Here is a 23,112-nt window from a genome sequence, read left to right as displayed (position 1 = left end):
GCGCATGTTCTGTCGCTTCAAAGACTGGCGACGCATCGCCACCCGCTTCGATCGCAACCTCAAAAACTTCATGGGAGCCATCTGCATCGCCGCTGCCGTCATCTGGTGGCTGTAGTGAGTCCGGACCCTAGACCGCGCCGACTCGCGCATCGATCGGCGATACATCGACCGAATTGAACGTCTTCTGCGACGCGCCACCGACGAACACGCCGTCGATCGGCGAAATATCCGAATAATCCCGGCCGATCGCGACCACGAGATGATCGGCATTGGCGAGAACGCCGTTGGTCGGATCGATGCCGACCCAGCCGCGCAGCGGCCCGCACCAGAGTGCGACCCAGGCATGCATGGCATCGGCGCCCACCAGCCGCGGCTGGCCCGGCGGCGGATAGGTCCGCAGATAGCCGCTCACATAGGCCGCCGGCAGCCCGACCGAGCGCAGCGCGACGATGAGCAGATGCGCGAAGTCCTGGCAGACGCCCTTGCGGATCGCGAACATCTCGGCCACCGGCGTGTCGGCCTGCGTCGCCTTGGTATCGTAAGCGAACGTCGCCTTGATCGCCTTTGCCAGTGCCAGTGCCGCCGCGAGGCAGTCGCCATCGGCGGGCAGTTGCGGCCGCGCCCAGTCCATGATCTCCGGCACCAGCGGCAGGAGCCGCGAGGGGAACAGATATTGCGCCGGCGACATCGGCCCGAAGTCCCGCGCGGCCACGGCAGCCCTGGCGACATCGGCGATGCTCATCGTCGAGGTGGCCAGGTCGAGCTCCGCTTCGGCGACGGTTGCGATGAAGGTCGAGCGGACCTCGAGCGTCGCGATCGGCTTCATGATCTCGGTGCGCGTCAGATTGAACGGATAGGCGCCGATGCGCTCCTCGCGCAGGTCCGGCCCCGGCTCGATCGCGAGCTCATAATCCTCGATGCGCTGGCCCGGCCATTCGATCGGCGCGAGGCGCAGGTTGAAATGCGCCAGCCGCACCGGCGGCTGATAATCGACCCGAATGATGTGGCTGACCTTGTACCTCATGCCAGCCGCGTCATGCCCGAGGCGCGCGGCGCGTCCTCGCCCTTGAGGAAGAAGCGGTCGTTGATCCGGTCGGAGAGGTCGAGCAGCCACGCCTCGATGGCATCGAGATCATCCGACGTCAGCGTCTCGGCTGTCGCCGCGCGCAGCCGCGCCGTGATGGCGAGGGCGAGCTGCACCGGCGGTTCGGGCATGCCATCGTCGCGCAGGGTCGGCAGATCGCGCAGATGCCCGAGGATCGCATCGGCCTGGAACGCCAGAGAGCGCGGATTGCCCGGCTCCAGCACCAGCATGTCGCGCACCGGCGCGAGCGCGACCCCGGTCAGGTAGCGCGTCCGATAGCTGATCTGGCAATCGCACAGGTCGAGCAACAGGTTGAGGTCATGCGCGCTCGCCTGATCGCCCGCGAAGGTCTTGACCAGCCGGCACAGGTGGATCGCCCGCTCCAGGCGTCGCCCCATGTCGAGGAAGCGCCAGCCGGCGCCGCGCACCATGTTCTCGGCTGCCAGACCCGAGAGCGCGGCGCACCGATCGAGCAGGCGCGCGACATGCGCCATGAGCTGTGATCGCCGATCGTCGGTAACGGCATCGATCTGACGATTGAGCAGGCGCCAGAAATCGATGGCGAGGCGCTCGCGCAAGCCCCGGCCGATCGACTCTGCCGCGGCGAACAGCGATTGCACGCTGCCCGGCCGTGTCGGATCGCGCAGGGCATCGACACACAGCGTGTTGATCCCTTCCACTAGCGCATCCTTGCGTGCCGAACCCCACGCGACCAGCGTGTCCGCCACGCGATGCAAGGTCGTCTGGTCGAGGTTGGACGCCGCCTCCGCCTCGATGCTGCCACCGATCAGCACGCGCACCATGCGCAGCACCATCTCACCGCGCTCGAGATAACGCGCCAACCAGAAGAAATTGTCCGCCGCCTTGCTCGGCAAGGTACCAACGACACGCCGGATCGACACCGGCGGGCCACTTTCGAGCAGGCCCGGCGAATGCTGCGATTCCTCCGCGACGATGCAGACGTCGGTGGACATGTCACCTTCGCCCATCAGCACGGCTCGCATGTCGTCATGGGCGGCGAGACGCGCAAAACCGCCGGGCATGGCCTGCCAGCGGCCCTCGGCATCGCGGGCGAGGAAGGCGCGCAGGATGAACGGCCGTGGCAGCAGTTCGCCATTGACGAGCGCGGGCGTGGTCGAGAGCTGCACCAGCTCCTGACCGATATAGTCCATCGCGCGCTGATCAAGTTCGGCGAGAAACGCGGCGCGCTCCATCGTGCTGAGCCGGGCGGCGAGACGCGCGCGGCCATGCGGGATGGCGGGCACGGGCAGCATGAAAGCCGACCCGACCGCCAGCGTATCGACATGCTCGCGCACATAGGCACGCTCGCTCTCCTGCCCGCACCACCAGGTCGCGACATTGGGGATGAGCAGCGGTTCGCCGAGCAGTTTTTTGGCGAGGCGTGGCAGGAACGCCGAGAGCGCGGGCGTCTCCACGACGCCAGCGCCCGGCCAATTGGCCATGGCCAGAGTGCCACGCCGGATCGCCTCGAACAGATCCGGCACGCCGATCGTCGAGCGCGCATCGAAGGCGAGCGGGTCGAGCAGATCAGTGCCCATGCGCCGCCACAATCCATCGACGCGCTTCACACCCTCGATCGTGCGCACGTAAAGCTGCCCGTCCCGGACGGTCAGATCCTCACCTTCGACCAGCAGGATACCGAGATAGCGCGCCAGATGGGCCTGCTCGGGATAGCTCTGGTTGAAACGCCCCTGCGTGAGCAGGGCAATGCGCGGGTCCGTGCGCTTGCAGATCGCCGCCATGCCTTGACGGAAATCGGCGAAGAAAGGCGCCAGTCGCGCAAAGTTGAGCGCGCCGAGCGCATCATCCGTCGCGCGGGTCATCGCCAGCCGGTTTTCCAGCGCATAGCCCGAACCGACCGGCGCGCGCACATAATCGGCCAGGATGCGCCAGTCGCCGTCCGGGCCGCGCGCCAGATCGGCCGCATAGAATTGCAGTCGATGCCCGCCGGGTGGCTCGACATTGTTCATTTGCCGCCAGTAATCGGGACTGCCGGTCACGATCGCTGCGGGAAGCTCACCCTGCGCCACAAGAGTCGCCGGGCCATAGATATCGGCCAGCAGCCGTTCCATCAGCTCCGCGCGCTGCGTGAGGCCCTGCTCGATCGTGCGCCATTGATTGGCGTGCAGCAGCATCGGGATCGGGCTGAGCGGCCAGACGCGCTCCTCCACCTCGCCCGTGAGGCGGAACGCCATGCCGAGATCGAGCACCTGCTGCGCTGCCCGCTCGGCGAGTCCGCCAAGGCCGCCACGCTCCGGCGCAGCAAGCGCCGAGAGCATCGAAGACCAGCGCTGGGCCATGCCGGGCTCTCCGCCTGCGCTCAACATGAGGTCGCTATGGCTTGCCTCGCGGCCGTAGCGCCGCAGAGCGAGGTCGAGCTTGTCCGTCGCCACCGTCGAGTCGGGGCGGCTGCTCACAAGGTGGCGGGCCTGCGCAGATCGAGCGTCAACGGAAACTCCCCGCTTTTCTCCTCGGGGGGTAGCGCCATCGATCCGGGTGTGTGGCCATGATCCTGGAACCTCGCCTTGCGCCGCGCCTCCGCTTCATAGGCATTGACCGGCACGTCATCATAGTTCCGGCCACCGGGATGCGCCACATGATAGACGCAGCCGCCCAACGAACGCCCGCTCCACACGTCGAACACGTCGAACGTGAGCGGGGCGTTCACGGGGAGTCGGGGATGCAGGCAGTCGGCCGGCGCCCAGGCCTTGTAACGCACACCGCCGACCGCCTCGCCCACCACACCGGTGGGCATGAGCGGAATGCGCCGTCCGTTGCAGGCGGCGACATGACGCCCCTCGACCAGGCCGGAAACACACACCTGCAGCCGCTCCGTGGAGCTATCGACATAGCGCACCGTCCCGCCGATCGCGCCGGTTTCGCCCAGCACATGCCAGGGCTCGAGCGCGTGGCTGATTTCCAGATTCACACCACCCGCGCGCACTTCGCCATGCACCGGGAAGCGGAACTGCCGCTGCGCCTCGAACCAGCTGGGGTCGAAATCATAGCCCGCGCGCCGCAAGTCGCCGAGCACGTCGAGGAAATCCTCCCAGACGAAATGCGGTAGCATGAAGCGATCGTGGAGGCGCGTGCCCCAGCGCACCAGGGCGCCGTCCTGCGGCTCGCGCCAGAACCAGGCGGTGAGTGCGCGCAGCAGCAATTGCTGGGCAAGGCTCATCCGCGCTTCCGGCGGCATCTCGAACCCGCGAAACTCGACCAGCCCGAGACGCCCCGTCGGGCCATCCGGCGAGAAGAGTTTGTCGATGCAGATCTCGGTCCGGTGGGTATTGCCCGTCACATCGACCAGCAGATTGCGGAACAGTCGATCGACCAGCCAGGGCGGCGGCGCTTCGCCCTCACCCGGCTTGGGCACTTGCGCCAGCGCCACTTCCAGCTCGTAGAGCCCGTCATGCCGCGCCTCGTCGATGCGCGGCGCCTGGCTCGTCGGGCCGATGAACATGCCGGAAAACAGGTAGCTCAGCGCCGGATGCCGCTGCCAGTAGAGAACGAAGCTCTTGAGCAGGTCCGGCCTCCGGATGAACGGACTGTCGCCGATGCTGGCGCCGCCAAGCACGAGGTGATTGCCGCCACCCGTGCCGACCGCGCGCCCGTCCACCATGAACTTGTCGGCGGTCAGCTTCTGCTGACGCGCAATATCGTAGAGCGATTCGGTCAGATCCACCGTCTCCGCCCAGGTCGAGACAGGCTGGACGTTGACTTCGATGACACCAGGGTCGGGCGTGATCTTGAGCACTTGCAGGCGCGGGTCCGGCGGCGGCGCATAGCCCTCGATCCGCACCTCGACCTGCAGGGCGGCGGCGGCGGCTTCGACCTCGGCGACCAGCTCCAGATAATCCTCAAGCGCCTCGACCGGCGGCAGGAAGACCGAGAGATAATGCGCCTTGGGCTCCACCGTGATCGCCGTGCGCACCGCGCCTTCGATGATCTCCTGCTCAACACGCTCCTGTCGGACTGACTGATCCGCTTCGCCGCGCGCTAAAATCCGCTGCTCATGCGGCTCGGCCGGCGCGCGCTCCTCCCGCTGCACGGCGAAATCCGCCAGCGGCTCGCGCGACTCGCTGGTATCGCGCGGATGGATATAGGGGAAGGCGGCGGGGGGCACGAACGGCAAGGCGCCGAGCGGCAAGCGATAGCCGATCGAGCTGTCGCCTGGCACGGCATGGAGCCGGCCGCGCCGCACTTGCCAGACTTCGCTCATCCAGCGCGGCCTCGCCTGCGCCGCCTGCCAGCGCTGGATCGGCAGGGCAAAGCCGATGGGATCGACGAGGCCATGCTCGAAGGCCTTCTTCATCCGCTCGCGCGCCTCGATATCGGCCAGCTTGCTGTCTTCGGGCGTCACATTGACCGGGAGATCATTCTCCTTGCGCGCCCATTCGATATCGTCCTCGTACACCGGAGCGATATAGCTCGGCCCGACCCCCAGGCCGGACGCCAGCGCCGCAAGGAAGCGTTCGGCCATCGCACCGGTCGCGGGCGGCTTGCCCTCGCCATCTTCCTTCGCGATCAACCCGGCATCGCGCCAGACCGGCACGCCATCCTTGCGCCAGTAGATCGCATAGGCCCAGCGCGGCAGGCTCTCGCCGGGATACCATTTGCCCTGACCATGATGCAGCATCCCGCCAGGCGCGAATTTCTCACGCAGGGCGCGGGTCAGCTTGTCGGCATAGCCCTGTTTGGTCGGTCCGACGGCGCCGCCGTTCCACTCATCCTCCTGGCCGCCATTCTCCGCCACGAAGGTCGGCTCGCCGCCAGTGGTCAGCCGCACGTCCTGCGCGCGCAGATCGGCATCCACCTTCTCGCCCAGCGCCTGCACCGCATCCCAGCGCTCGTCCGTGAATGGCTTGGTGATGCGCACCGCCTCGGCTATGCGCGAGACCCGCATCTCGAACTGGAAATCCACTTCCGCCGGCTCGGCCATGCCCTCGATCGGAGAGGCGGAGCGGAAATGCGGCGTCGCGCAGAGCGGGATATGCCCCTCACCCGCAAACATGCCCGATGTCGCATCGAGTGCGATCCAGCCGGCGCCGGGCACATAGACCTCGGCCCAGGCATGGAGATCGACCACGTCCTGCGTGACGCCCTTTGGCCCGTCGACGGGCTCCACGTCCGCGACGAGCTGGATCGAGTAACCCGAAACGAAGCGCGCCGCGAAGCCGAGCCGACGCACCAGCTGGACCAGCAGCCAGGCGCTGTCACGGCAAGAGCCGATACCGACCTGCAGCGTTTCCTCGGGCGTCTGCACGCCCGTCTCCATGCGGATCACATAGCCGATGCGCTGCTGGAGCTGCCGATTCACCTCGACCAGAAAGTCGATCGTGCGCCCCTCATGGCTGATATGCTGCGCCACCAGCGCGTCGAAGAGCGGGCCTTGCAGCTCGGTTTCGAAATAGGCGGCGAGGTCGCGCGCCAGTGTCTCGTCATAAGTGAACGGATAGGTCTCGGCATAAGGCTCGACGAAGAAGTCGAACGGATTGATGACGTCGAGATCGGCCAGCAGATCGACCTCGACCACGAAGCGATCGACCGGATCGGGAAAGACCAGCCGCGCCTGCCAATTGCCGTGCGGGTCCTGCTGCCAGTTGATGAAATGCCCCTCCGGCTCGATGCGCAGGGCATAATTGGGGATCTTCGTCCGGCTATGCGGCGCGGGGCGGAGGCGCACGACCTGCGGGCCGAGGCGCACTGGCCGGCTGTAATGATAGGCGGTGCGGTGGTAGACAGCGGCCTTCAACATCGGGCCAGTCAACGGGAATATTGTGCAATGCGCAATAGCCAATCCGGCGATTTCCGCGCCGTCATCGCCTTTTGCGCCGGAAACCATGGCGGCGCGATGCGTGACCGGACTATCGCTGCGCAGGAGAATCTTGAGCCTTGTCATGAAATTAAGGAAAATACGGCACAGAAGGCGCCGAACAGGGCCCAAATTGGGGGAAGGCATGGCTGAAGAGCAGACGGCCCGCGGGTCGAGACTCTCAGGTGCATTGATTGGCTGGGAGCGGCGGCGTTCGCGTCACGGCGTCGTTATGACGCTGCAGATCGTCGAAAATGCCGTGCAATATCAGGATCACCGCTATCATCATGTGACGATGGCGCTCAATGATCGCCAGCTCCGCTCGCTGGCCCGCGACCTCGCTCGTGCCGCGCGCTCGCGCGGCCTCGACCTGCGCGCCCGCCCGCCGATCCACAAGCGACTCTGGCAGGGACTCAAGTCGCTGGTGAAGTGAGCGCGCCTCAGCGCACGAGATTGTCACGCCCGATGTCCGCGATCCTCGCGGCCCCGCCCAAAGTCATGGACGCGCATGTCCGCATCGATCAGCTTCAGGGGGATGTTGGCGGAGACGGAGGGATTCGAACCCTCGGTAACCCCTTAAAGGCTACGACGGTTTAGCAAACCGCTGGTTTCAGCCACTCACCCACGTCTCCGCGCTTCACCGTGGGGCAAGTGGCGGCCCCTTCGGCTGAACTCGGCCTATAACCGGGCAATGGGACCGTGGCAACGCTCGCGTTGACGCCATTTCCCGTGCCCCCGATCACGCACTCCCGCACAGTGTGCGGCGGCACCGAGGGAGCAAAACAGGCACAAAAGCTGGCGAAAACCCTATGGCGCGCACCGCCGGGCGGCCGCGACTCGGACTCGCGGCGCTTTACGGCGAGTCGCGTGAACCAAGGCGGAACATCCGTTCGTCCGCCAGAGCACATATTCGATTCGTCGTGAGTTGCGTTCGACTCATCGCTGCGTCCGGCCGCGCGATTCGCGTGCTCCTCCCCCCTCTGATAGCGCCGCGACCTTAAACAAACATAATAGAACAGAGCATTCGGGTGGCATCAAACAAGACAACTCCCGGAGGGGTCATCGCATATCTGCTGTCTCTCGCGCCTGAGCGGGAGATTTTCCTCCGCACCGGCGGGCAGGTTCGATTCCTTCGTATTTCCACACGCTTCCAGCTGACCGTCGCCGCGATCATCGCAGCGGTCGTGTTGCTGTGGGCGGCCGGCACGCTCGCCATGGCCTGGAGCCAGGCCAGCCTCCTCCTCGAACGCAGCCACGTTGCCCAGGATCGCGCGGCGGTCACATCGCGCGAGGCGCAGGTGAATGCCTATAAGCGCACCGTCGATGACATTGCCCGCGATATCGAGCAACGCCAGAAGGCGCTCGAAGAGATTGTGCGCGCCAGCGGCGGGGTCCCTGTGACGCAGGATGCGGGCAAGAGGGATACCACGGGCAAACCGCTCAGCGCCGCCTCGCCCGAGGCCCTGCGCCTCGACACGCTGCGCCGACATCAGCTTGCCCTTGAGACCCAACTCGCCACGGTCGCGCAAAGCCGCCTTGCCCGCGTCGAAAAGGCGATCCGCAGCTTCGGGCTCAATCCCGCGACGCTCGCGGGTGGCGCGAATGGACAGGGCGGTCCCTTCATCCCCGTGCGCAGCGCGATCGCTGTCGAGCCGGAACTGCGCGATCTCGCGGTCCTGCTGACGCGCCTCAACGCAATGGAGACCGCGCTTGCCGCCATTCCCTCCGCGCGTCCGACGACCGCGCCGATGGAGACCAGTTCCTACGGCTATCGGCGTGACCCGTTCAACGGCGCGCTGGCTTTCCACAGCGGCGTCGATTTTCCGGGCGGCTACGGCCAGCCGATCCTCGCCGCTGCGCCGGGCACGGTGAGCTATGTCGGCCCGCGTCAGGGCTATGGCAATGTGGTCGAAGTGGATCATGGCAAGGGCCTGATGACGCGCTATGCGCATCTGTCCGGCTATGGTGTGCGTGCGGGGCAGGGGGTCAAGCGCGGCGAGGCGATCGCACGCATGGGATCGACCGGCCGCTCGACAGGCACGCATCTGCATTTCGAAGTGCGGGTCAACGGCGCGGCAGTCAATCCGCGCCCCTTTCTGGAGGCACGGCAGGATGTTCTCGAAGTCCAGCAACTCGCCAAAAGGCGCATCGCCGGTGGCCGCAACCGGGGCTAGGCACACACCGTTCTCGATCATCGGCGGCGATGTCGTCATATCGGGCAATGTCGAGGCCAGCGTCGATCTCCATGTCGACGGCAAGGTGGATGGCGACATCAGCTGCGCCGCGCTGGTGCAGGGGCCGGACAGCCGCATCAAGGGTCATGTAAGCGCGAAAAGCGCGCGCATCGGCGGGCTCATCGAGGGCTCGATCAGTGCCGATGAACTCATCATCGAAAGCACTGCGCGCATCACCGGCGATGTCAGCTATGACGTCGTCAGCATCGCCACCGGTGGCCAGATCGACGGCCGCATGAGCCATATGAGCAGCGCCCGCGCCGCGGAACTGAAGCTTGTGAAGAACGACGCCAGCTAGACGTTGGGGCGCGCGGAGGCGCAGTCCACCGGAACGAACGGAAAGGCCTTGTCACACTCGGGAGGCAGCTCGGCAGTGTCGATGCGAAAACATCCGCCTTGTCGTCGGCTTCTCCAAGTCTGCCTTGAGCAGGCGACTGGTACCATTGCGTTGCGGACAGAGACGCGAAGATAATCGTGCGCGCTGCGCGGTCGCGCCCTTCAGGGTAATACAGACATCGTCCAGTGCAAGCCGTGCCGGCATGCGCAGCGACACTGTTCCTTCGACTCCAGCGGCGTGTCTTCGACCGACTGCGGATGCCGCCATTTCAGGGCAGTCTTGTCGTTCCCCGGACGCCCTTCGTGATGCTCCAGACCGAAGGGCGCTATCGCCGAAGGCGCGCGTGATCTCGGCGCTGCCGCTCGCAGTGCGATGGCGAAATCTGCGCCGTCGCATGCCAGGACCAAACACCCAGAGGTAACCTCTATCAAGAAAGATTGACGCCGCGCGGCTTCTTTTACGGTGGCTTAACCATGCTGGCTTAGCGGCAGAACTTCCGATGGGAGCCCGAATGAGCCTAACGCGATCCTTGGACAAGTTGCTTGCCAATCAATGGTTTTGGGCTTGCTGTGTGACCGCCGTCATCACGCTTCAGACGCTTTTGACGATACAGCATCAGCCATGGCTGGACGAATGGCAAGCACTTCAAATCGCGCTTCAGTCGCCCAGCACGGCCCATCTGTTCGAGAATCTGAGATATGAAGGACATCCACCTCTTTGGTATTTCATGTTGCGTATCGTGGCGATATTTGTCCCCGTCGCCTGGGTTCTACCGACCGTGCAGTTACCCATCGCCTTGGCCATTCAAGGCATTCTGCTATTCAGATTGTCACTGACTCGTTTCGAACGCCTTTTAATTGCATGCAGCTTCTATGTGCTGATCGACTACGGCACAATCGCTCGGAGTTTGGGACTCGGCGTTCTTTTACTTTTGATTGCCATTTTGTTCAGACGCCACAAACTTGCGTGGGTCGCCTTGGCTTTGCTCCCGATGGCAGATTTTCTCTTCGGGATATTGTCGCTCGTCTGCCTCGCAATCTACGGTGCCGAGAAGCGTCTTTCGCGGCCCGGTCTTGCGCTTTGGTTCGCTATGGGGCTCGCGGCCGCATGGAGCGTGCGGCCGGCCCCGGACTTGATTCCAGCATTCTGGTTGAACGGGATCGTTCTCGATAGTGTCGTGGAGCTAATGCGTTTCGGCACTATACTCCTTCCTTTACAAATGGATGGTCTCCAGCTGGTCTGGAACAATTCCCCTCCCCCTTTGATCGCGCTTCCAGCGGGTATAGTGTTCCTCTATCTCGGGACGACCTTATTGCGTCGCGAGATACTGGCACAGGCCTTGTTCCTTGGGTTCTGCGCGCTAATCTTCATATTTTCTGTCGCTGTTTACCCGCTCGCCATTCGTCATGCCTCTTTGGCCGGTCTGCTACTGATATTGCTGGTCGCGCGGCAACGCGAGCGAGGAGGCAGTCGGACGGTTCCTTTTCTGCTGTGGCTCGCCGCGAGTGCTGCTTGTGGGCTGACGGCGACGGCGATCAATTTCATGAGACCCTTCGACACGGCTCGACAGACCGCACATTTTATCGAGCGCCATGGCCTTCAAGACGCGCATTGGGTGAGCTTCCCTGACAGCAGAGCACAGGGCGTGAGCGCCCTGTTGGGCATCGAGTTCGAAAGGCTGGAACGAAACTGCACGCAGAGCTTCATTCGCTGGAACTACCGTAGCACCGTCAAGAGGCGCATCGACCTCGAACGTGAACTCAACCGCATCGCAGCTCGGGCAGGCGGCTTCCACCTGCTCTCCGACTTAGAACTACCAATCAAACGCATGCAAAATCCTCAAGGATATCGACTTCTGACGCATATTCCGGCGGGCTACGACGGGCAGGACTTCTACCTTTACCATATCCGCCCGGATCTGCCGGAACGTGGTCCCCGACCGCCGAAATGCGAGCCGGCACGATTGCCGCTGAGAGTGTTGCCGGCATCTTAGGCTTTTTTCAAAGCTTGTTTGGTACGCCTGAAATAATAGCCTGGCGTTGGCCCGATGGCCGGTGGAAAGACGACGAAAACGATGAGCGCATTTGGACGGAAAAATGGTTTAGGCGGCAAGTCGTCCTTCGGCGTAGCTCGCCCCATGCACGCGCCCGGCGCCTCGCCACATGCCGGAGCGCCCGGTGCGGCGGCGCCCGCCGGTGGCGTGCAGTTCCCGCCGCTTCCGGCCGAGTCCGTACCTGCCGTCACCGGCCCGACGCCACCGCTGGACCGCAATGCCGATGCGATGGCGCGCCTCACGGAGCGGATGAACACCGATCACAGCTCCTCCGGCGACAATACGCAGGGCTTCGAGGCGTCGGTCCACAAGATCAAGGAGCAGGTGCTGCCGCGCCTGCTGGAGCGCGTCGATCCGGAAGCGGCCGCGACTCTGAGCAAGGATGAGCTGGCCGAGGAATTCCGGCCGATTATCATGGAAGTGCTGGCCGAGCTCAAGCTGACACTCAATCGCCGCGAGCAGTTCGCGCTCGAGAAAGTGCTGGTCGACGAGCTGCTCGGTTTCGGCCCGCTGGAGGAATTGCTGTCCGATCCGGACATCAGCGACATCATGGTCAACGGTCCCGACCAGACCTATGTCGAAAAGAAGGGCAAGCTGCAGCTTGCCCAGATCCATTTCCGCGACGAGGAACATCTTTTCCAGATCGCCCAGCGCATCGTGAACCAGGTCGGCCGCCGCGTCGATCAGACTACGCCGCTGGCCGACGCCCGCCTGCCGGACGGCAGCCGCGTCAACGTCATCGTGCCGCCGCTCTCGCTGCGTGGCACGGCGATCTCCATTCGTAAGTTTTCCGCCAAACCGATCACGCTGGACATGCTCTCCCAATGGGGGGCACTCAGCCAGAAGATGTGCGTGGCGCTCAAGATCGCAGGCGCCTGTCGCTTCAACATCGTCATTTCGGGCGGTACCGGCTCGGGCAAGACGACGATGCTCAATGCCCTCTCGAAGATGATCGACCCGGGCGAGCGCGTGCTGACCATCGAGGATGCGGCCGAGCTTCGCCTGCAACAGCCGCACTGGCTGCCGCTCGAAACCCGCCCGGCGAACCTGGAAGGCAATGGCGCCATCACCATCGGCGATCTCGTGAAGAACGCCCTGCGTATGCGCCCGGACCGCATCATCCTGGGCGAAATTCGTGGCGCCGAATGCTTCGATCTGCTCGCCGCCATGAACACCGGCCATGACGGCTCCATGTGTACGCTCCACGCCAACTCGCCGCGCGAGTGCCTCGGCCGTATGGAGAACATGATCCTGATGGGCGACATCAAGATCCCCAAGGAAGCCATTTCCAAGCAGATCGCCGACTCGGTCGATCTCATCGTCCAGATCAAGCGCCTGCGCGACGGTTCGCGCCGCGTCACCAACATCACCGAAGTGATCGGCATGGAAGGCGAAGTGATCGTCACGCAGGAGCTGTTCAAGTTCGAGTATCTGGACGAGGACGCCGACGGCAAGATCATCGGCGAATATCGCTCCATGGGCCTGCGCCCCTATACGCTCGACAAGGCGCGTGGTTTCGGCTTCGATCAAGCCCTGCTCGAAGCTTGCCTCTGATCGGCTGATCCGGCCCGGACGAGCGGCCCGCCGCCGCGCCGGACAACTCTCGCCGCCGAACCAATGACTTGCTCTCGTCATGGCATTGCGACATGCTTGCATGTGCAACGCCACTCCAGAAACGAGAGCCTGCCATGCCCCCCCGCATATCCCGATACACGATCGCCGGCGCGCTCCTGCTCGCCGGACTGCCCCTCGCCGCGCCCGTACCAGCAGTGGCGCAGAAGATCGCCGTCAGCGCCGAGATCGCCGCTGCCGTCGCCGCCTCGACGCGCACGCCGGCCAACGCGGCGCGCGACCAATATCGCCACCCGGCCGAGACTCTGTCCTTCTTCGGCGTGAAGCCGACCGACACGGTGGTGGAGATCTGGCCGGCCGGCGGCTGGTACACGGAGATCCTGGCGCCCTATCTCAAGGGCAAGGGAACGCTCTGGGCCGTCGATTTCTGGCCGGACAGCCTCAAGGGCATCCAGAATCTGCAAGCGAAGGATGCGGCCCTGTATGGCGGCATCAAGCTCGCGGCCTTCCCGGCCAGCGCCGGCCAGCCGACCGTGCCGGCGGGCAGTGCCGACATGGTGCTGACCTTCCGCAACGTCCATAATTTCCAGATGGGCTACAAAAGGGAAGGCAAGGATTATGGCCTGGAAGCCTTCCAGCAGATGTTCGCCATGCTGAAGCCAGGCGGCGTGCTGGGCATCGTCGATCACCGGCTGCCCGAGGCGGACGATGTCGCGCGCGAGAAGACCAGCGGCTACGTCAAGGTCTCGACCGTGCGCAAGCTCGCCGAACAGGCCGGCTTCGTTTTCGAAGGCGCTTCAGAGATCAACGCCAATCCCAAAGACACGACCAAGTGGGCAAAGGGCGTCTGGACCCTGCCACCGCGCTACGCAGAAGGAGATGTCGACCGCGCGAAATATCAGGCGATCGGCGAAAGCGACCGCATGACGCTCAAGTTCCGCAAGCCGCAGAGCTGATTGCCCGAAAAAGCCCGGGCCGGGAAATCGGTCCGGGCTGCGCCTGAAAGTGGCCCGTCTCGAAAAGGAATGCTCATGTTTCGTCCGAACCTGCTGACTTTCCCCGCCGCAGCCCTGCTCCTGGCGGGCGTCACGGCTGGCACCCTGATTGGCGCGCCTGCCGCTTCGGCCGAGACCGGCACGGTCAGCGCGCCGATCGCCGCCGCCCTCGCCGCACCGACGCGCACGCCGGCCAATACGGCCCGGGACAAATACCGTCATCCCGGCGAGACCTTGAGCTTCTTCGGCGTCACACCGGGCCAGACGGTACTCGAATATTCCCCGGCCGGCGGCTGGTACACCGAAATCCTGGCACCGCTGCTCAAGGACAAGGGCACTTTCTACGCCGCGCAGGGCGCGGGCCGCGCCTATGACACGTTGCGGGCAAAACTCGATGCCGATCCAGCGACCTATGGGAAGGTCAAGCTCATTGCGTGGCCTACGGGCGAAGCGCTGGCGCCGGGGTCGGTCGATGCGCTCCTCACCTTCCGCAATGTCCACAACATGGTGATGCGCGGCACCGAAGCGGAGACGTTCAAGCAGTTCTTCGCGCTGGTGAAGCCGGGCGGCACGCTCGGCATCGTCGATCATCGATTGCCCGAGAGCCGCGACAGCGCAGTCGAGAAGAGCAGCGGCTATCTCAAGGTATCGACCGTTCGCAAGCTGGCCGAGGATGCCGGCTTCGTGTTCGAGGCCGCCTCGGAGATCAACGCCAACCCCAGGGACACGGCCGATTGGGAAAAGGGCGTCTGGACTCTCCCGCCGACCCTGCGCAACGGCGAGATCGACAAGGAGAAGTATCTCGCGATCGGCGAGAGCGACCGGATGACCCTGCGCTTCCGCAAGCCGAAGAACTGAGCGCGGCGGCGCGTCAAATCGGAACAGCTCCATCCGTTCGGGCTGAGCGAAGTCGAAGGGCGAACCGGTTCGATTTGGAGCGCGATGCTCTGGAGTGATCCCGAGGCAGGCGGAAACACCTGCCGACTCGGAAAGGCACGAAAAAGACGGCTCCAGGCGCGACGGCGCAGCGCAACAGCGTTCGCCGAGGCCGCTTCCACTATCGCCACGAAAAAGGGCGGCCCGCTTGTGCGGGCCGCCCCATTTCTGTCCGAACGGACGGATCAGGCGAAGCTGACGACCGTCTTGCGGCGGCGCATCGACGCGCCGACCAAGGCAAAGCCACCGATCAGCATGAGCCAGGTTGCCGGCTCCGGCACGGCCGGCGGCGGAGCGACCATGTTCCGGTTGATCCAGTCGGCATGCAGCCAGACCGGCACATAGCCCGAGAACTCGCCCCAGCTGCTGTTCAGGCCCGAGCGGAAGTCGCCGAAGCCGGTGCCGAAGGTCAGGCCATAGCTGTTCACCGAGGCCACCTGGCCGTTGATGAAGGAGCCACCGCCCGAGTCGCCGCCGGCAACGCCGACTTCGCGGGTGCCGGTGCCCAGATCGCAGAACCCTGCGCCGGCGGCGCCGATGATGGCGATCGAGACGACGCAGGTCGCATCGTTCGCGGCCAGACCGTTATCGAAGTCCGAGATATAGCTATACTCGATCTGCGAGAAGGGCTCGCCGAGAATGTCCGCCCAATCGGTGCCGAACGCAGCGTTGCCGAGTGCATAGTCATACTCGTTCAGGCCCTGACGGAACCAGCCGAGACGGTTCGGATTGACGGTATCGACACCCATTGCGCCGCCAGCGATCGAGGTCGAGCCATAGCCGGTGATGTTGCTGACCAGGCCGGTCAGTTCGCCGGTGTAGAGTTCATAGCTCTCCGCGAAGTCCGGAGCCGCTTCCGAAAGGCGAACCAGCGCGATGTCGTTATGGTCGATGACGTCGCCGGTATAGCCCCCGTTCACGATGACATCGCTGGACTGGATGGTCGTGTAGCCGGGGCCGCCATAATAGAGCTGGACGTCCGGGCCGCTGGCGGGATCACGGAAGAAAACCGTGACGCCGTTGTCCGGGGTCTCGTTGACACCGAAGCCGTCGCTGACGCAGTGACCGGCCGTGAGGATCGTCTGACGATCCGACAGCAGCGTGCCCGAGCAGACGAAACCGCCCATCAGCAAGCCGACCGTGCCGGAATAAGCCGGCATCGAGCCCGTATAAGGCGTCTCGCCAATGCCGCCCTGCGTGCGGGTCGCGCCGACGAGCGTGCTCGTGGCACTCCAGTTCAGTTCACCATAGGATCCCGACACGGTGTTCTTGCCGGCCATGGCAGGGCTGATCGCCATCGGTACCGCAAATGCCGCCGTAGCCACGAGCATCGCCCGCGTAATCGTAGTTTTCATGAGTGCCTCCCACAAATTCCCACAACACCCCCAAGCCCCACATAGACTCGCGGATGTTCTGATGCATGTTGCGCCGTAATGTGGGCGGCAGTCAAGTTGTGGTTAACAAAGCATTCATCTTCTGCGACAGACGGACGGAATTCGTAAGACGTTACGAAAAAAGCCCGTTTGGGCATTTATTGCGGCGGCTGGGATGTCCTTTTCTGGTACAGCCGCCAGAGCGCGGCGATGCCGATGCCGCTCCAGATGATATTGACGAACATCGAGGGAATAGCGCCATGCCACCAGGTGTTGAGCACGAAGAACGCCGCGCCGATGGCATTCATCCACTGGAACGCGCGTGAGGTGCCAGTGAGCTTTCCGGCCGAGACGAGGATATAGGCGCCAAGCACCAGCACGGCGCCCGCCCAGCCGACGATCTCGACGAAGATGTCTGTGATAGTCAAAGAGGCTCTTCTGCGGAATTATGGACCTTCGCCTCCAGCAGCGACGACACTTGCGCCCCTAGCGAAGTCCACGGAACGGCGGATGCAAGCTTCGCAACTTGGGCCAGACCAAGTGATTTCTGCTTGGGCAGAGCCTGTTCCTCCACGACATAGAAGGCCCATTGGCTCACATCCGCATGGTCGCAATGCTCGTCAGAGACAGGATGCCACGCGAAAACATAGAACTCCGCATTTCGGCCAACACCAGGTACCCAGCGCGAACCGTCCCACCGGCCGGCAGTCTCCGCAATGGAGAAGCGCGGACTCGGGGCGGGATCGCCGTCCTTGGTCCAAGATTGCCGCGCGGCAGATTGTTTTACCTGCATCCTCGCGCCGCTTGCGACGTGGAGAAGATCGCAAGCCGCCCAATCGCCGCCGCACAACTGCCAATCCGGCTCAAGCGCGAGAGCCACTATTTCCTCGACCAGCTCTCCACGCAGATCATTCCTGACGGTCGGTTCCCCGTAGAGACGTTGAAACAGGCGCGTCAGAACGTGCTGACGGCCCGCCTCGCTCACGCAGCCAGCTTCCTCAGCACATACTGAAGGATGCCGCCGTTCAGGAAGTAATCCAGCTCATTGACCGTATCGATGCGGCAGAGCGCCTCGAAGGTGAAGCTCGTGCCGTCGGCGCGGGTGACCTGCACGCTCACCATCTGGCGCGGCTTGAGTCCGGCAACGCCGTGGATCGTGAAGGTTTCGTCACCGGTGAGGCCGAGCGTATCGCGCGTGACGCCCTCGGGGAACTGCAGCGGAAGCACGCCCATGCCGACGAGGTTGGAGCGGTGGATGCGCTCGAAGCTCTCGACGATGACGGCGCGCACGCCGAGCAGGCGCGTGCCCTTGGCCGCCCAGTCGCGCGAGGAGCCGGTGCCATATTCCTTGCCGCCGATGACGACGAGCGGCGTGCCGTCCGCCTGATGCGCCATGGCCGCATCATAGATCGGCATGGTCTCGCCCTTGTAGCTGGTCATGCCGCCCTCGACGCCGTCCAGCATCAGGTTCTTGATGCGGATGTTGGCGAAGGTGCCGCGCATCATCACTTCATGATGGCCACGACGCGCGCCGTAGCTGTTGAAGTCGGCCTGCGTCACCTGACGCTCCAGCAGCCACTTGCCGGCCGGGCTGGTCGCCTTGATCGAACCGGCGGGCGAGATATGATCGGTGGTAATCGAGTCCGCGAAGATGGCGAGCGGCTTGGCCTCGATGATGTCGGCGACCGGCGCCGGCGTCATGCCCATGCCCTCGAAATAGGGCGGGTTCGCGACATAGGTGCTGCCGGCGCGCCACGTATAGGTGTCGGAGCCGGCGACATCGATCGCCTGCCAGCGCGCGTCGCCGGTGAAGACCGCGGCATAGCGGCTCTGGAACATGTCGCGGGTCAGCGCGCCGTCCATGACCGTGCGGACTTCGTCGTTGGTGGGCCAGATGTCCTTGAGGAAGACGTCCTTGCCGTCCGTGCCCTGGCCGATCGGCGTCTCGACGAAATCGGTCGTGACCGTGCCCTTGAGCGCATAGGCGACGACGAGCGGCGGCGAGGCGAGGAAGTTCGCGCGCACGTCGGCGCTGACGCGGCCCTCGAAGTTGCGGTTGCCCGAGAGGACCGAGGCCGCGACGATGTCGTTGCCGTTGATCGCCTTGGAAATGGGTTCTGCGAGCGGGCCGCTATTGCCGATGCAGGTGGTGCAGCCATAGCCGACGAGGTTGAAGCCGACGTCGTTGAGGTAGGTCTGGAGACCCGCCTTTTCGAGATAGTCGGTAACGACCTGCGAGCCGGGCGCCAGCGAGGTCTTGACCCAGGGCTTGGGCTTGAGACCATGCTCGACCGCCTTCTTGGCGACCAGGCCGGCGGCGATCAGCACGCTCGGATTGGAGGTGTTGGTGCAGCTCGTAATGGCAGCGATCACGACGTCGCCGTCGCCAATGTCATGGTCCTTGCCGTCGACCGCGACGCGGGCTGCGGTATCCTTCTTGTAGACCTTGGCGAGATCGGCGTTGAACACGTCGTCGACCTGGCCGAGCAGCACCTTGTCCTGCGGGCGCTTGGGGCCGGCGAGGCTGGGCTGCACGGCGCCCATGTCGAGCTCCAGCGTGTCGGTGAAGATCGGGTCGGCGGCGTCGACGTCCAGCCAGAAGCCCTGCGCCTTGGCATAGGCCTCGACCAGCGCGATGTTCTCCTCATCGCGGCCGGTGAGGCGCATATAGTCGAGCGTCTTGCCGTCGATCGGGAAGAAGCCGCAGGTCGCGCCATATTCCGGGGCCATATTGGCAATGGTCGCGCGGTCGGCGAGGCTGAGCGCGCTGACGCCCGGGCCGTAGAATTCCACGAAGCGGCCGACCACGCCCTTGGCGCGCAGCATCTGCGTGACGGTGAGCACCAGATCGGTGGCAGTGATGCCCTCGGCGAGGCTGCCGGTCAGCTTGAAGCCGACGACCTCGGGGATGAGCATGGAGACCGGTTGGCCGAGCATGGCCGCCTCGGCCTCGATGCCGCCCACGCCCCAGCCGAGCACGCCGAGGCCGTTGACCATGGTCGTGTGGCTGTCCGTGCCGACGCAGGTGTCGGGATAGGCGATCGTGCTGCCGTCCGGCGCGGTGCTGGTCCAGATCGCCTGCGCGATATGCTCCAGATTGACCTGGTGGCAGATGCCGGTGCCCGGGGGCACGACCTTGAAATTGTCTAGCGACTTGGAACCCCACTTCAGGAAGTCGTAGCGCTCGGCATTGCGCTGATATTCGAGCGCGACATTGTCCTCGAAGGCCTTGGGCGTGCCGAACTCGTCGACCATGACCGAGTGGTCGATGACGAGATGGACGGGGACCTGCGGGTTGATCTTGCTGGCGTCGGCGCCGAGCGCGTTCATCGCGTCGCGCATCGCGGCGAGGTCGACGACGCAGGGAACGCCCGTGAAATCCTGCATCAGCACGCGCGCGGGGCGATACTGGATCTCATTGTCGGAGGCGACCGGGTTCTTCTGCCAGTCGATGACGGCCTTCACATCGTCGGTCGTGACCGTCACGCCATCTTCGAACCGGAGCATATTCTCCAGCAGGACTTTCATCGAGAACGGCAGGCGGGAGACGTCGCCGAACTTCGCGGCGGCCTTGGCCAGCGAATAATAGCCGTAGCTCTTGCCGCCCACTTCCAGCGTTTCGCGGGTGCCGAGCGTGTCCTGTCCGATAGCGGTCATCAGAGAAGTCTCCTTATTGTCTCTTGTCCGGCGCTCGGCAGGGGGCGGGCTGAGCGTTTTCGGGGCCGGTGCCGCGCTGCACCGCCCAACGCGATGGGCCATAGCGCGTAAAGGAAGTGTGTCAACGGGCGCTGAGGGCGCCAACGTGGCGCCTGGTTGTCAGGCGCGCTGATGATGGCGCCCCATGCCGTTCTCTCCGAAATGGAGGGTGTCGGCCCCTTGGCGACCCTCGCCAACCCACGTTCCGCCATTTTGGAACAAAAAGGGTTCAAAATGACCTCCGAATCGCGCATAACGCGGAACAAAGGTGGTACGGGGGCGAAACCAATGGCAATGCTCGAAAATCGGACTGGTGTGGAAGTGGCTTTCGGCTCCCCCGAGTTGACGGGCGAGGCAGAAACGGGCTGGCTTGAACGGCCGGCGCACCAGATCGAGAGTGACAACCGCCCCGTGATGCTTGCCATCGGTTGCGCCGATCGGGCGGATGTTCTGGGCCGCTGGGGCGAGCGGGCTGGCCTGCGTTGCATCGGGCGAGTCGGCCTCGATCATGCCGTGGATCGACTGGCACAGATGGCAGCCCTCGACCTCATCCTGCTCGACCTGCGCGGGCTGGACGTCGCCGACGCGCTGGATCCGGCAACCGCACGGACGCTCGCGGCGCGCCATGGCTTTGCGGGCGCTCGGCTCGCGGTGATCGTGGACATGGGCGGCCTCGATTGCGCGCTGGCCATGCTCGATGCGCCGAAGACGGATTTTTTGTGCGATCCGGATGACAGCGAAATCGTCTCGCTGCTGATCATGGCTGGCCTGCGCGCGCCGGCGCCCGGCCGCGTGCTGTTCGACGATGCCTCGCGGGACAGTGAGACGATGCGGCTGGAACAGCTGAGCGCGGAAGTGCGCCGTCTGGCAGTGACAATCGAGCGCATGTCGCAGGGCGTCGCGCCCGCGCCGGGTGTTGCCGACGGCATGCAGGAGGCGAGGGAAGAGCGCGGCGGCTATCGTGCGGCGCCGGGAGTCGAGAATGCCGGCAATCCGGCGCAACTGTTTCAGCCCCGCGCGCCACATCGCGGCCCGGAGCCCGGCGGCCTCCCGACCCACAGGGAGATTCGTGCGATCATCCGGGCCCGGCGACTGCGCGATCAGTTCCTGCCCGCCGATCTCTTCGCCGATCCGGCCTGGGACATGCTGCTGGACCTGCTGGCGGCCCGCCTGGCCGGTCAGCGTGTCTCGGTCTCGAGCCTGTGCATTGCCGCCGCTGTGCCGCCGACGACGGCGCTGCGCTGGATCCGCCAGCTCACCGATCGCGCCGTCTTCGCGCGGATCGATGATCCGGCGGACGGACGCCGGGTGTTCATCGAGCTCACGGACGCGGCGGCGCAGGCAGTGCTGAGCTGGGCGCAGGGCGTGCGGCGCAATGGCGGCCTGCTGGCGAGCACGGCGCGCTGAATGGAGCGCAGGCGGGCCAAGCATCGCTTGACCTGCCTCGGATCGTCCAGATATGGCGACCCGGCCTGACCGCGCGGCCTCATCCGGCCGGGCCAAGGGGCGATTAGCTCAGTTGGTAGAGCGTCTCGCTTACACCGAGAATGTCGGCGGTTCGAGCCCGTCATCGCCCACCATATTCCTGTCCTACGTTGTCCAAATTCGTCTTTGCACATTCAGGAAATCTGCGATAAAATCTCCTGAACCGGCTGATGTCGTCCAATGTTGTTCGCCAGCAGCTTACCCGGACTGGGGGCCTTATTGGGGACCCACTTGATCCGGGGCTTTCAGAAGGCCCCCAGAGTGGCGTTGACGGATACTGCGATCAGGAATGCGAAGGGACGTGAGCGGGAGTACAAGCTTGCGGATAGCGCTGGGCTATATCTTCTTGTCACGCCCGCTGGCGGAAAACACTGGCGTCTCAAATTTCGAATAGACGGTCGTGAGAAGAAGCTCGCGATTGGCAGCTATCCTGAGATCGGCTTGAGCGAAGCGCGCCGTCGCCGTGACGATGCGCGCGAACAGCTCGCGTCCGGGCTCGATCCCGCCCGAGAAAAGCAAAAGGCTAAGCATCGCGCCCGAGTGGCTGCGGCCAACAGCTTCGGCGAGGTTGCGCAGGAGCTGAACGACAAGCGGCGACGTGAAGGTATGTCGCCGTCCACTGCCGACAAGAACGAATACTATATCGGGCGCATGGGCCCGGTTATCGCGCGCATGCCCATTTCGGAAATCGGGCCTGCCGATTTGCTGGCTGTGCTTCGCCGGATCGAGGCCAAGGGCAATTACGAGACGGCACGGCGGGTGCTTCAGTTGTCGGGACGAGTCTTCCGGTACGCCGTCGCGACAGCAAGGCTCGCGTCCGACCCAAGCAGGGATCTGAGGGGCGCCCTGACTGCACCCAAACCGCAACATTACGGTGCGATCATCGAAGCGAAGCGAGCTGGGGATCTTCTCCGTGCGATCGATGGCTATGACGGTCAGACTCTGACGAAGATCGCGATGCTTCTGTCGGCAAACGTTTTCGTGCGCCCTGGCGAACTACGCCATGCTGAGTGGGCGGAGATTGATTTGGACGGGGGTTTGTGGACGCTACCCGCTGAGAAGATGAAGATGCGCCGGCCGCATCATGTTCCCCTGTCGCGACAATCAGTGGCGCTTTTTCGCGAGGCTCAAGAGATCAGTGGGCCAGACGGCTATGTATTTCCGTCGATTCGCACTCGCACTCGGCCCATGAGCGAGAACACGGTTAATGCTGGCCTGCGACGGCTGGGCTTCAGCGGCGATGAGATGACCGCGCACGGCTTCCGGGCCATGGCGAGCACATTGCTGAATGAAAGCGGAAAGTGGTCCCCTGACGCTATTGAGCGCGCCCTTGCCCACGGAGACGAGGACCGCGTGCGCGCGGCCTATCATCGCGGGATGCATTGGAAAGAGCGCGTGGAAATGGCGCAATGGTGGAGCGATTATCTCGATCAGCTGCGTCGCGGCGCGGAGATTGTTCAAATGAAGGGGCGCGGGCGATGATCTGCCGGACGCTCATACGAAGTTCGGGGCCT

General features: G+C 64.4%; 16 protein-coding genes, 2 tRNA genes and 3 pseudogenes. 12 read left to right on the top strand and 9 right to left on the bottom strand.

Annotated features, from left to right (window positions below; translation table 11 throughout):
* Positions 1-115: pseudogene (locus KM135_RS19945) on the top strand (IS5/IS1182 family transposase); the annotation flags it as partial.
* Between the two features lie 12 nt (positions 116-127).
* Here the strand turns inward: KM135_RS19945 and KM135_RS19510 are convergent.
* From KM135_RS19510 to KM135_RS19500, 3 genes are read right to left on the bottom strand one after another with little or no spacing between them, the layout of a single operon-like run.
* Positions 128-1,024, bottom strand: a complete 897-nt coding sequence (locus KM135_RS19510) for a transglutaminase family protein (RefSeq protein WP_221715748.1) — start codon at positions 1,022-1,024, stop codon at positions 128-130.
* The gene (locus KM135_RS19505; protein ID WP_221715747.1) at positions 1,021-3,522 is read right to left on the bottom strand and encodes a circularly permuted type 2 ATP-grasp protein; all 2,502 of its coding nucleotides are present in this window, start codon (positions 3,520-3,522) and stop codon (positions 1,021-1,023) included. The genes KM135_RS19510 and KM135_RS19505 overlap by 4 nt, the downstream gene beginning before the upstream one ends.
* The gene (locus KM135_RS19500) at positions 3,519-6,860 is read right to left on the bottom strand and encodes a transglutaminase family protein (protein WP_221715746.1); all 3,342 of its coding nucleotides are present in this window, start codon (positions 6,858-6,860) and stop codon (positions 3,519-3,521) included. Before KM135_RS19500 ends, KM135_RS19505 begins: the two co-directional genes overlap by 4 nt.
* Positions 6,861-6,887: 27 nt before the next feature.
* On the opposite strand from KM135_RS19500, the gene KM135_RS19495 reads away from it, so the two are divergent.
* Positions 6,888-7,070, top strand: a complete 183-nt coding sequence (locus KM135_RS19495; protein ID WP_221715745.1) for a hypothetical protein — start codon at positions 6,888-6,890, stop codon at positions 7,068-7,070.
* Positions 7,071-7,149: 79 nt separating this feature from the next.
* Entirely contained in the window at positions 7,150-7,350 is a 201-nt protein-coding gene (locus KM135_RS19490) for a hypothetical protein (protein ID WP_221715744.1), read from the top strand.
* A 106-nt stretch (positions 7,351-7,456) separates the two neighbouring features.
* Here the strand turns inward: KM135_RS19490 and KM135_RS19485 are convergent.
* Positions 7,457-7,549: transfer RNA gene (locus KM135_RS19485), tRNA-Ser, on the bottom strand.
* Positions 7,550-7,945: 396 nt separating this feature from the next.
* On the opposite strand from KM135_RS19485, the gene KM135_RS19480 reads away from it, so the two are divergent.
* From KM135_RS19480 to KM135_RS19455, 6 genes are all read left to right on the top strand, one after another.
* On the top strand, positions 7,946-9,091 hold the full coding sequence (locus KM135_RS19480; protein WP_221715743.1) for a M23 family metallopeptidase: 1,146 nt from the start codon (positions 7,946-7,948) through the stop codon (positions 9,089-9,091).
* The gene (locus tag KM135_RS19475) at positions 9,072-9,449 is read left to right on the top strand and encodes a bactofilin family protein (RefSeq protein ID WP_343228234.1); all 378 of its coding nucleotides are present in this window, start codon (positions 9,072-9,074) and stop codon (positions 9,447-9,449) included. The genes KM135_RS19480 and KM135_RS19475 overlap by 20 nt, the downstream gene beginning before the upstream one ends.
* A 568-nt stretch (positions 9,450-10,017) precedes the next feature.
* A complete protein-coding gene (locus tag KM135_RS19470) occupies positions 10,018-11,481 on the top strand; it encodes a hypothetical protein (RefSeq protein WP_221715741.1) in 1,464 nt (487 codons plus the stop codon).
* Positions 11,482-11,562: 81 nt separating this feature from the next.
* Complete coding sequence (locus tag KM135_RS19465; protein ID WP_221715740.1) at positions 11,563-13,095, top strand: TadA family conjugal transfer-associated ATPase; 1,533 nt, start codon at positions 11,563-11,565, stop codon at positions 13,093-13,095.
* 134 nt (positions 13,096-13,229) lie between these two features.
* Positions 13,230-14,069, top strand: coding sequence for a class I SAM-dependent methyltransferase (locus tag KM135_RS19460; protein ID WP_246606377.1), 840 nt, complete (start codon positions 13,230-13,232; stop codon positions 14,067-14,069).
* 75 nt (positions 14,070-14,144) lie between these two features.
* Positions 14,145-14,966: a class I SAM-dependent methyltransferase gene (locus tag KM135_RS19455; RefSeq protein WP_246606376.1), complete on the top strand. Its 822-nt coding sequence runs from the start codon at positions 14,145-14,147 to the stop codon at positions 14,964-14,966.
* A 263-nt stretch (positions 14,967-15,229) separates the two neighbouring features.
* Here KM135_RS19455 and KM135_RS20240 read toward each other — a convergent pair.
* The 5 genes and pseudogenes from KM135_RS20240 to acnA all read right to left on the bottom strand — a co-directional run.
* Positions 15,230-15,328 (bottom strand): annotated as a pseudogene (locus tag KM135_RS20240) (PEPxxWA-CTERM sorting domain-containing protein); the annotation flags it as partial.
* Between the two features lie 483 nt (positions 15,329-15,811).
* A pseudogene (locus tag KM135_RS20235) lies at positions 15,812-16,204 on the bottom strand (trypsin-like serine protease); the annotation flags it as partial.
* 371 nt (positions 16,205-16,575) lie between these two features.
* Entirely contained in the window at positions 16,576-16,839 is a 264-nt protein-coding gene (locus KM135_RS19445; protein WP_221715751.1) for a CBU_0592 family membrane protein, read from the bottom strand.
* 2 nt (positions 16,840-16,841) lie between these two features.
* On the bottom strand, positions 16,842-17,402 hold the full coding sequence (locus KM135_RS19440; protein ID WP_221715739.1) for a hypothetical protein: 561 nt from the start codon (positions 17,400-17,402) through the stop codon (positions 16,842-16,844).
* Positions 17,399-20,074, bottom strand: a complete 2,676-nt coding sequence (gene acnA, locus KM135_RS19435) for an aconitate hydratase AcnA (RefSeq protein WP_221715738.1) — start codon at positions 20,072-20,074, stop codon at positions 17,399-17,401. The genes KM135_RS19440 and acnA overlap by 4 nt, the downstream gene beginning before the upstream one ends.
* Positions 20,075-20,401: 327 nt before the next feature.
* Here acnA and KM135_RS19430 point away from each other — a divergent pair, with 327 nt between their 5' ends.
* From KM135_RS19430 to KM135_RS19420, 3 genes are all read left to right on the top strand, one after another.
* Positions 20,402-21,520, top strand: coding sequence for a helix-turn-helix domain-containing protein (locus KM135_RS19430; protein ID WP_221715737.1), 1,119 nt, complete (start codon positions 20,402-20,404; stop codon positions 21,518-21,520).
* Positions 21,521-21,617: 97 nt separating this feature from the next.
* Positions 21,618-21,693, top strand: a tRNA-Val gene (locus KM135_RS19425).
* Positions 21,694-21,859: 166 nt separating this feature from the next.
* Positions 21,860-23,080, top strand: coding sequence for a tyrosine-type recombinase/integrase (locus KM135_RS19420; RefSeq protein ID WP_221715736.1), 1,221 nt, complete (start codon positions 21,860-21,862; stop codon positions 23,078-23,080).
* Positions 23,081-23,112: the final 32 nt, after the last annotated feature.

It is taken from the genome of Sphingobium xanthum (genome assembly GCF_019737615.1).
GTDB classification, from domain to species: Bacteria; Pseudomonadota; Alphaproteobacteria; order Sphingomonadales; family Sphingomonadaceae; genus Sphingobium; species Sphingobium xanthum.
The sequence above is the reverse complement of the archived record's forward strand: the minus strand, read 5'-3'. Positions and strand labels throughout refer to the sequence as shown.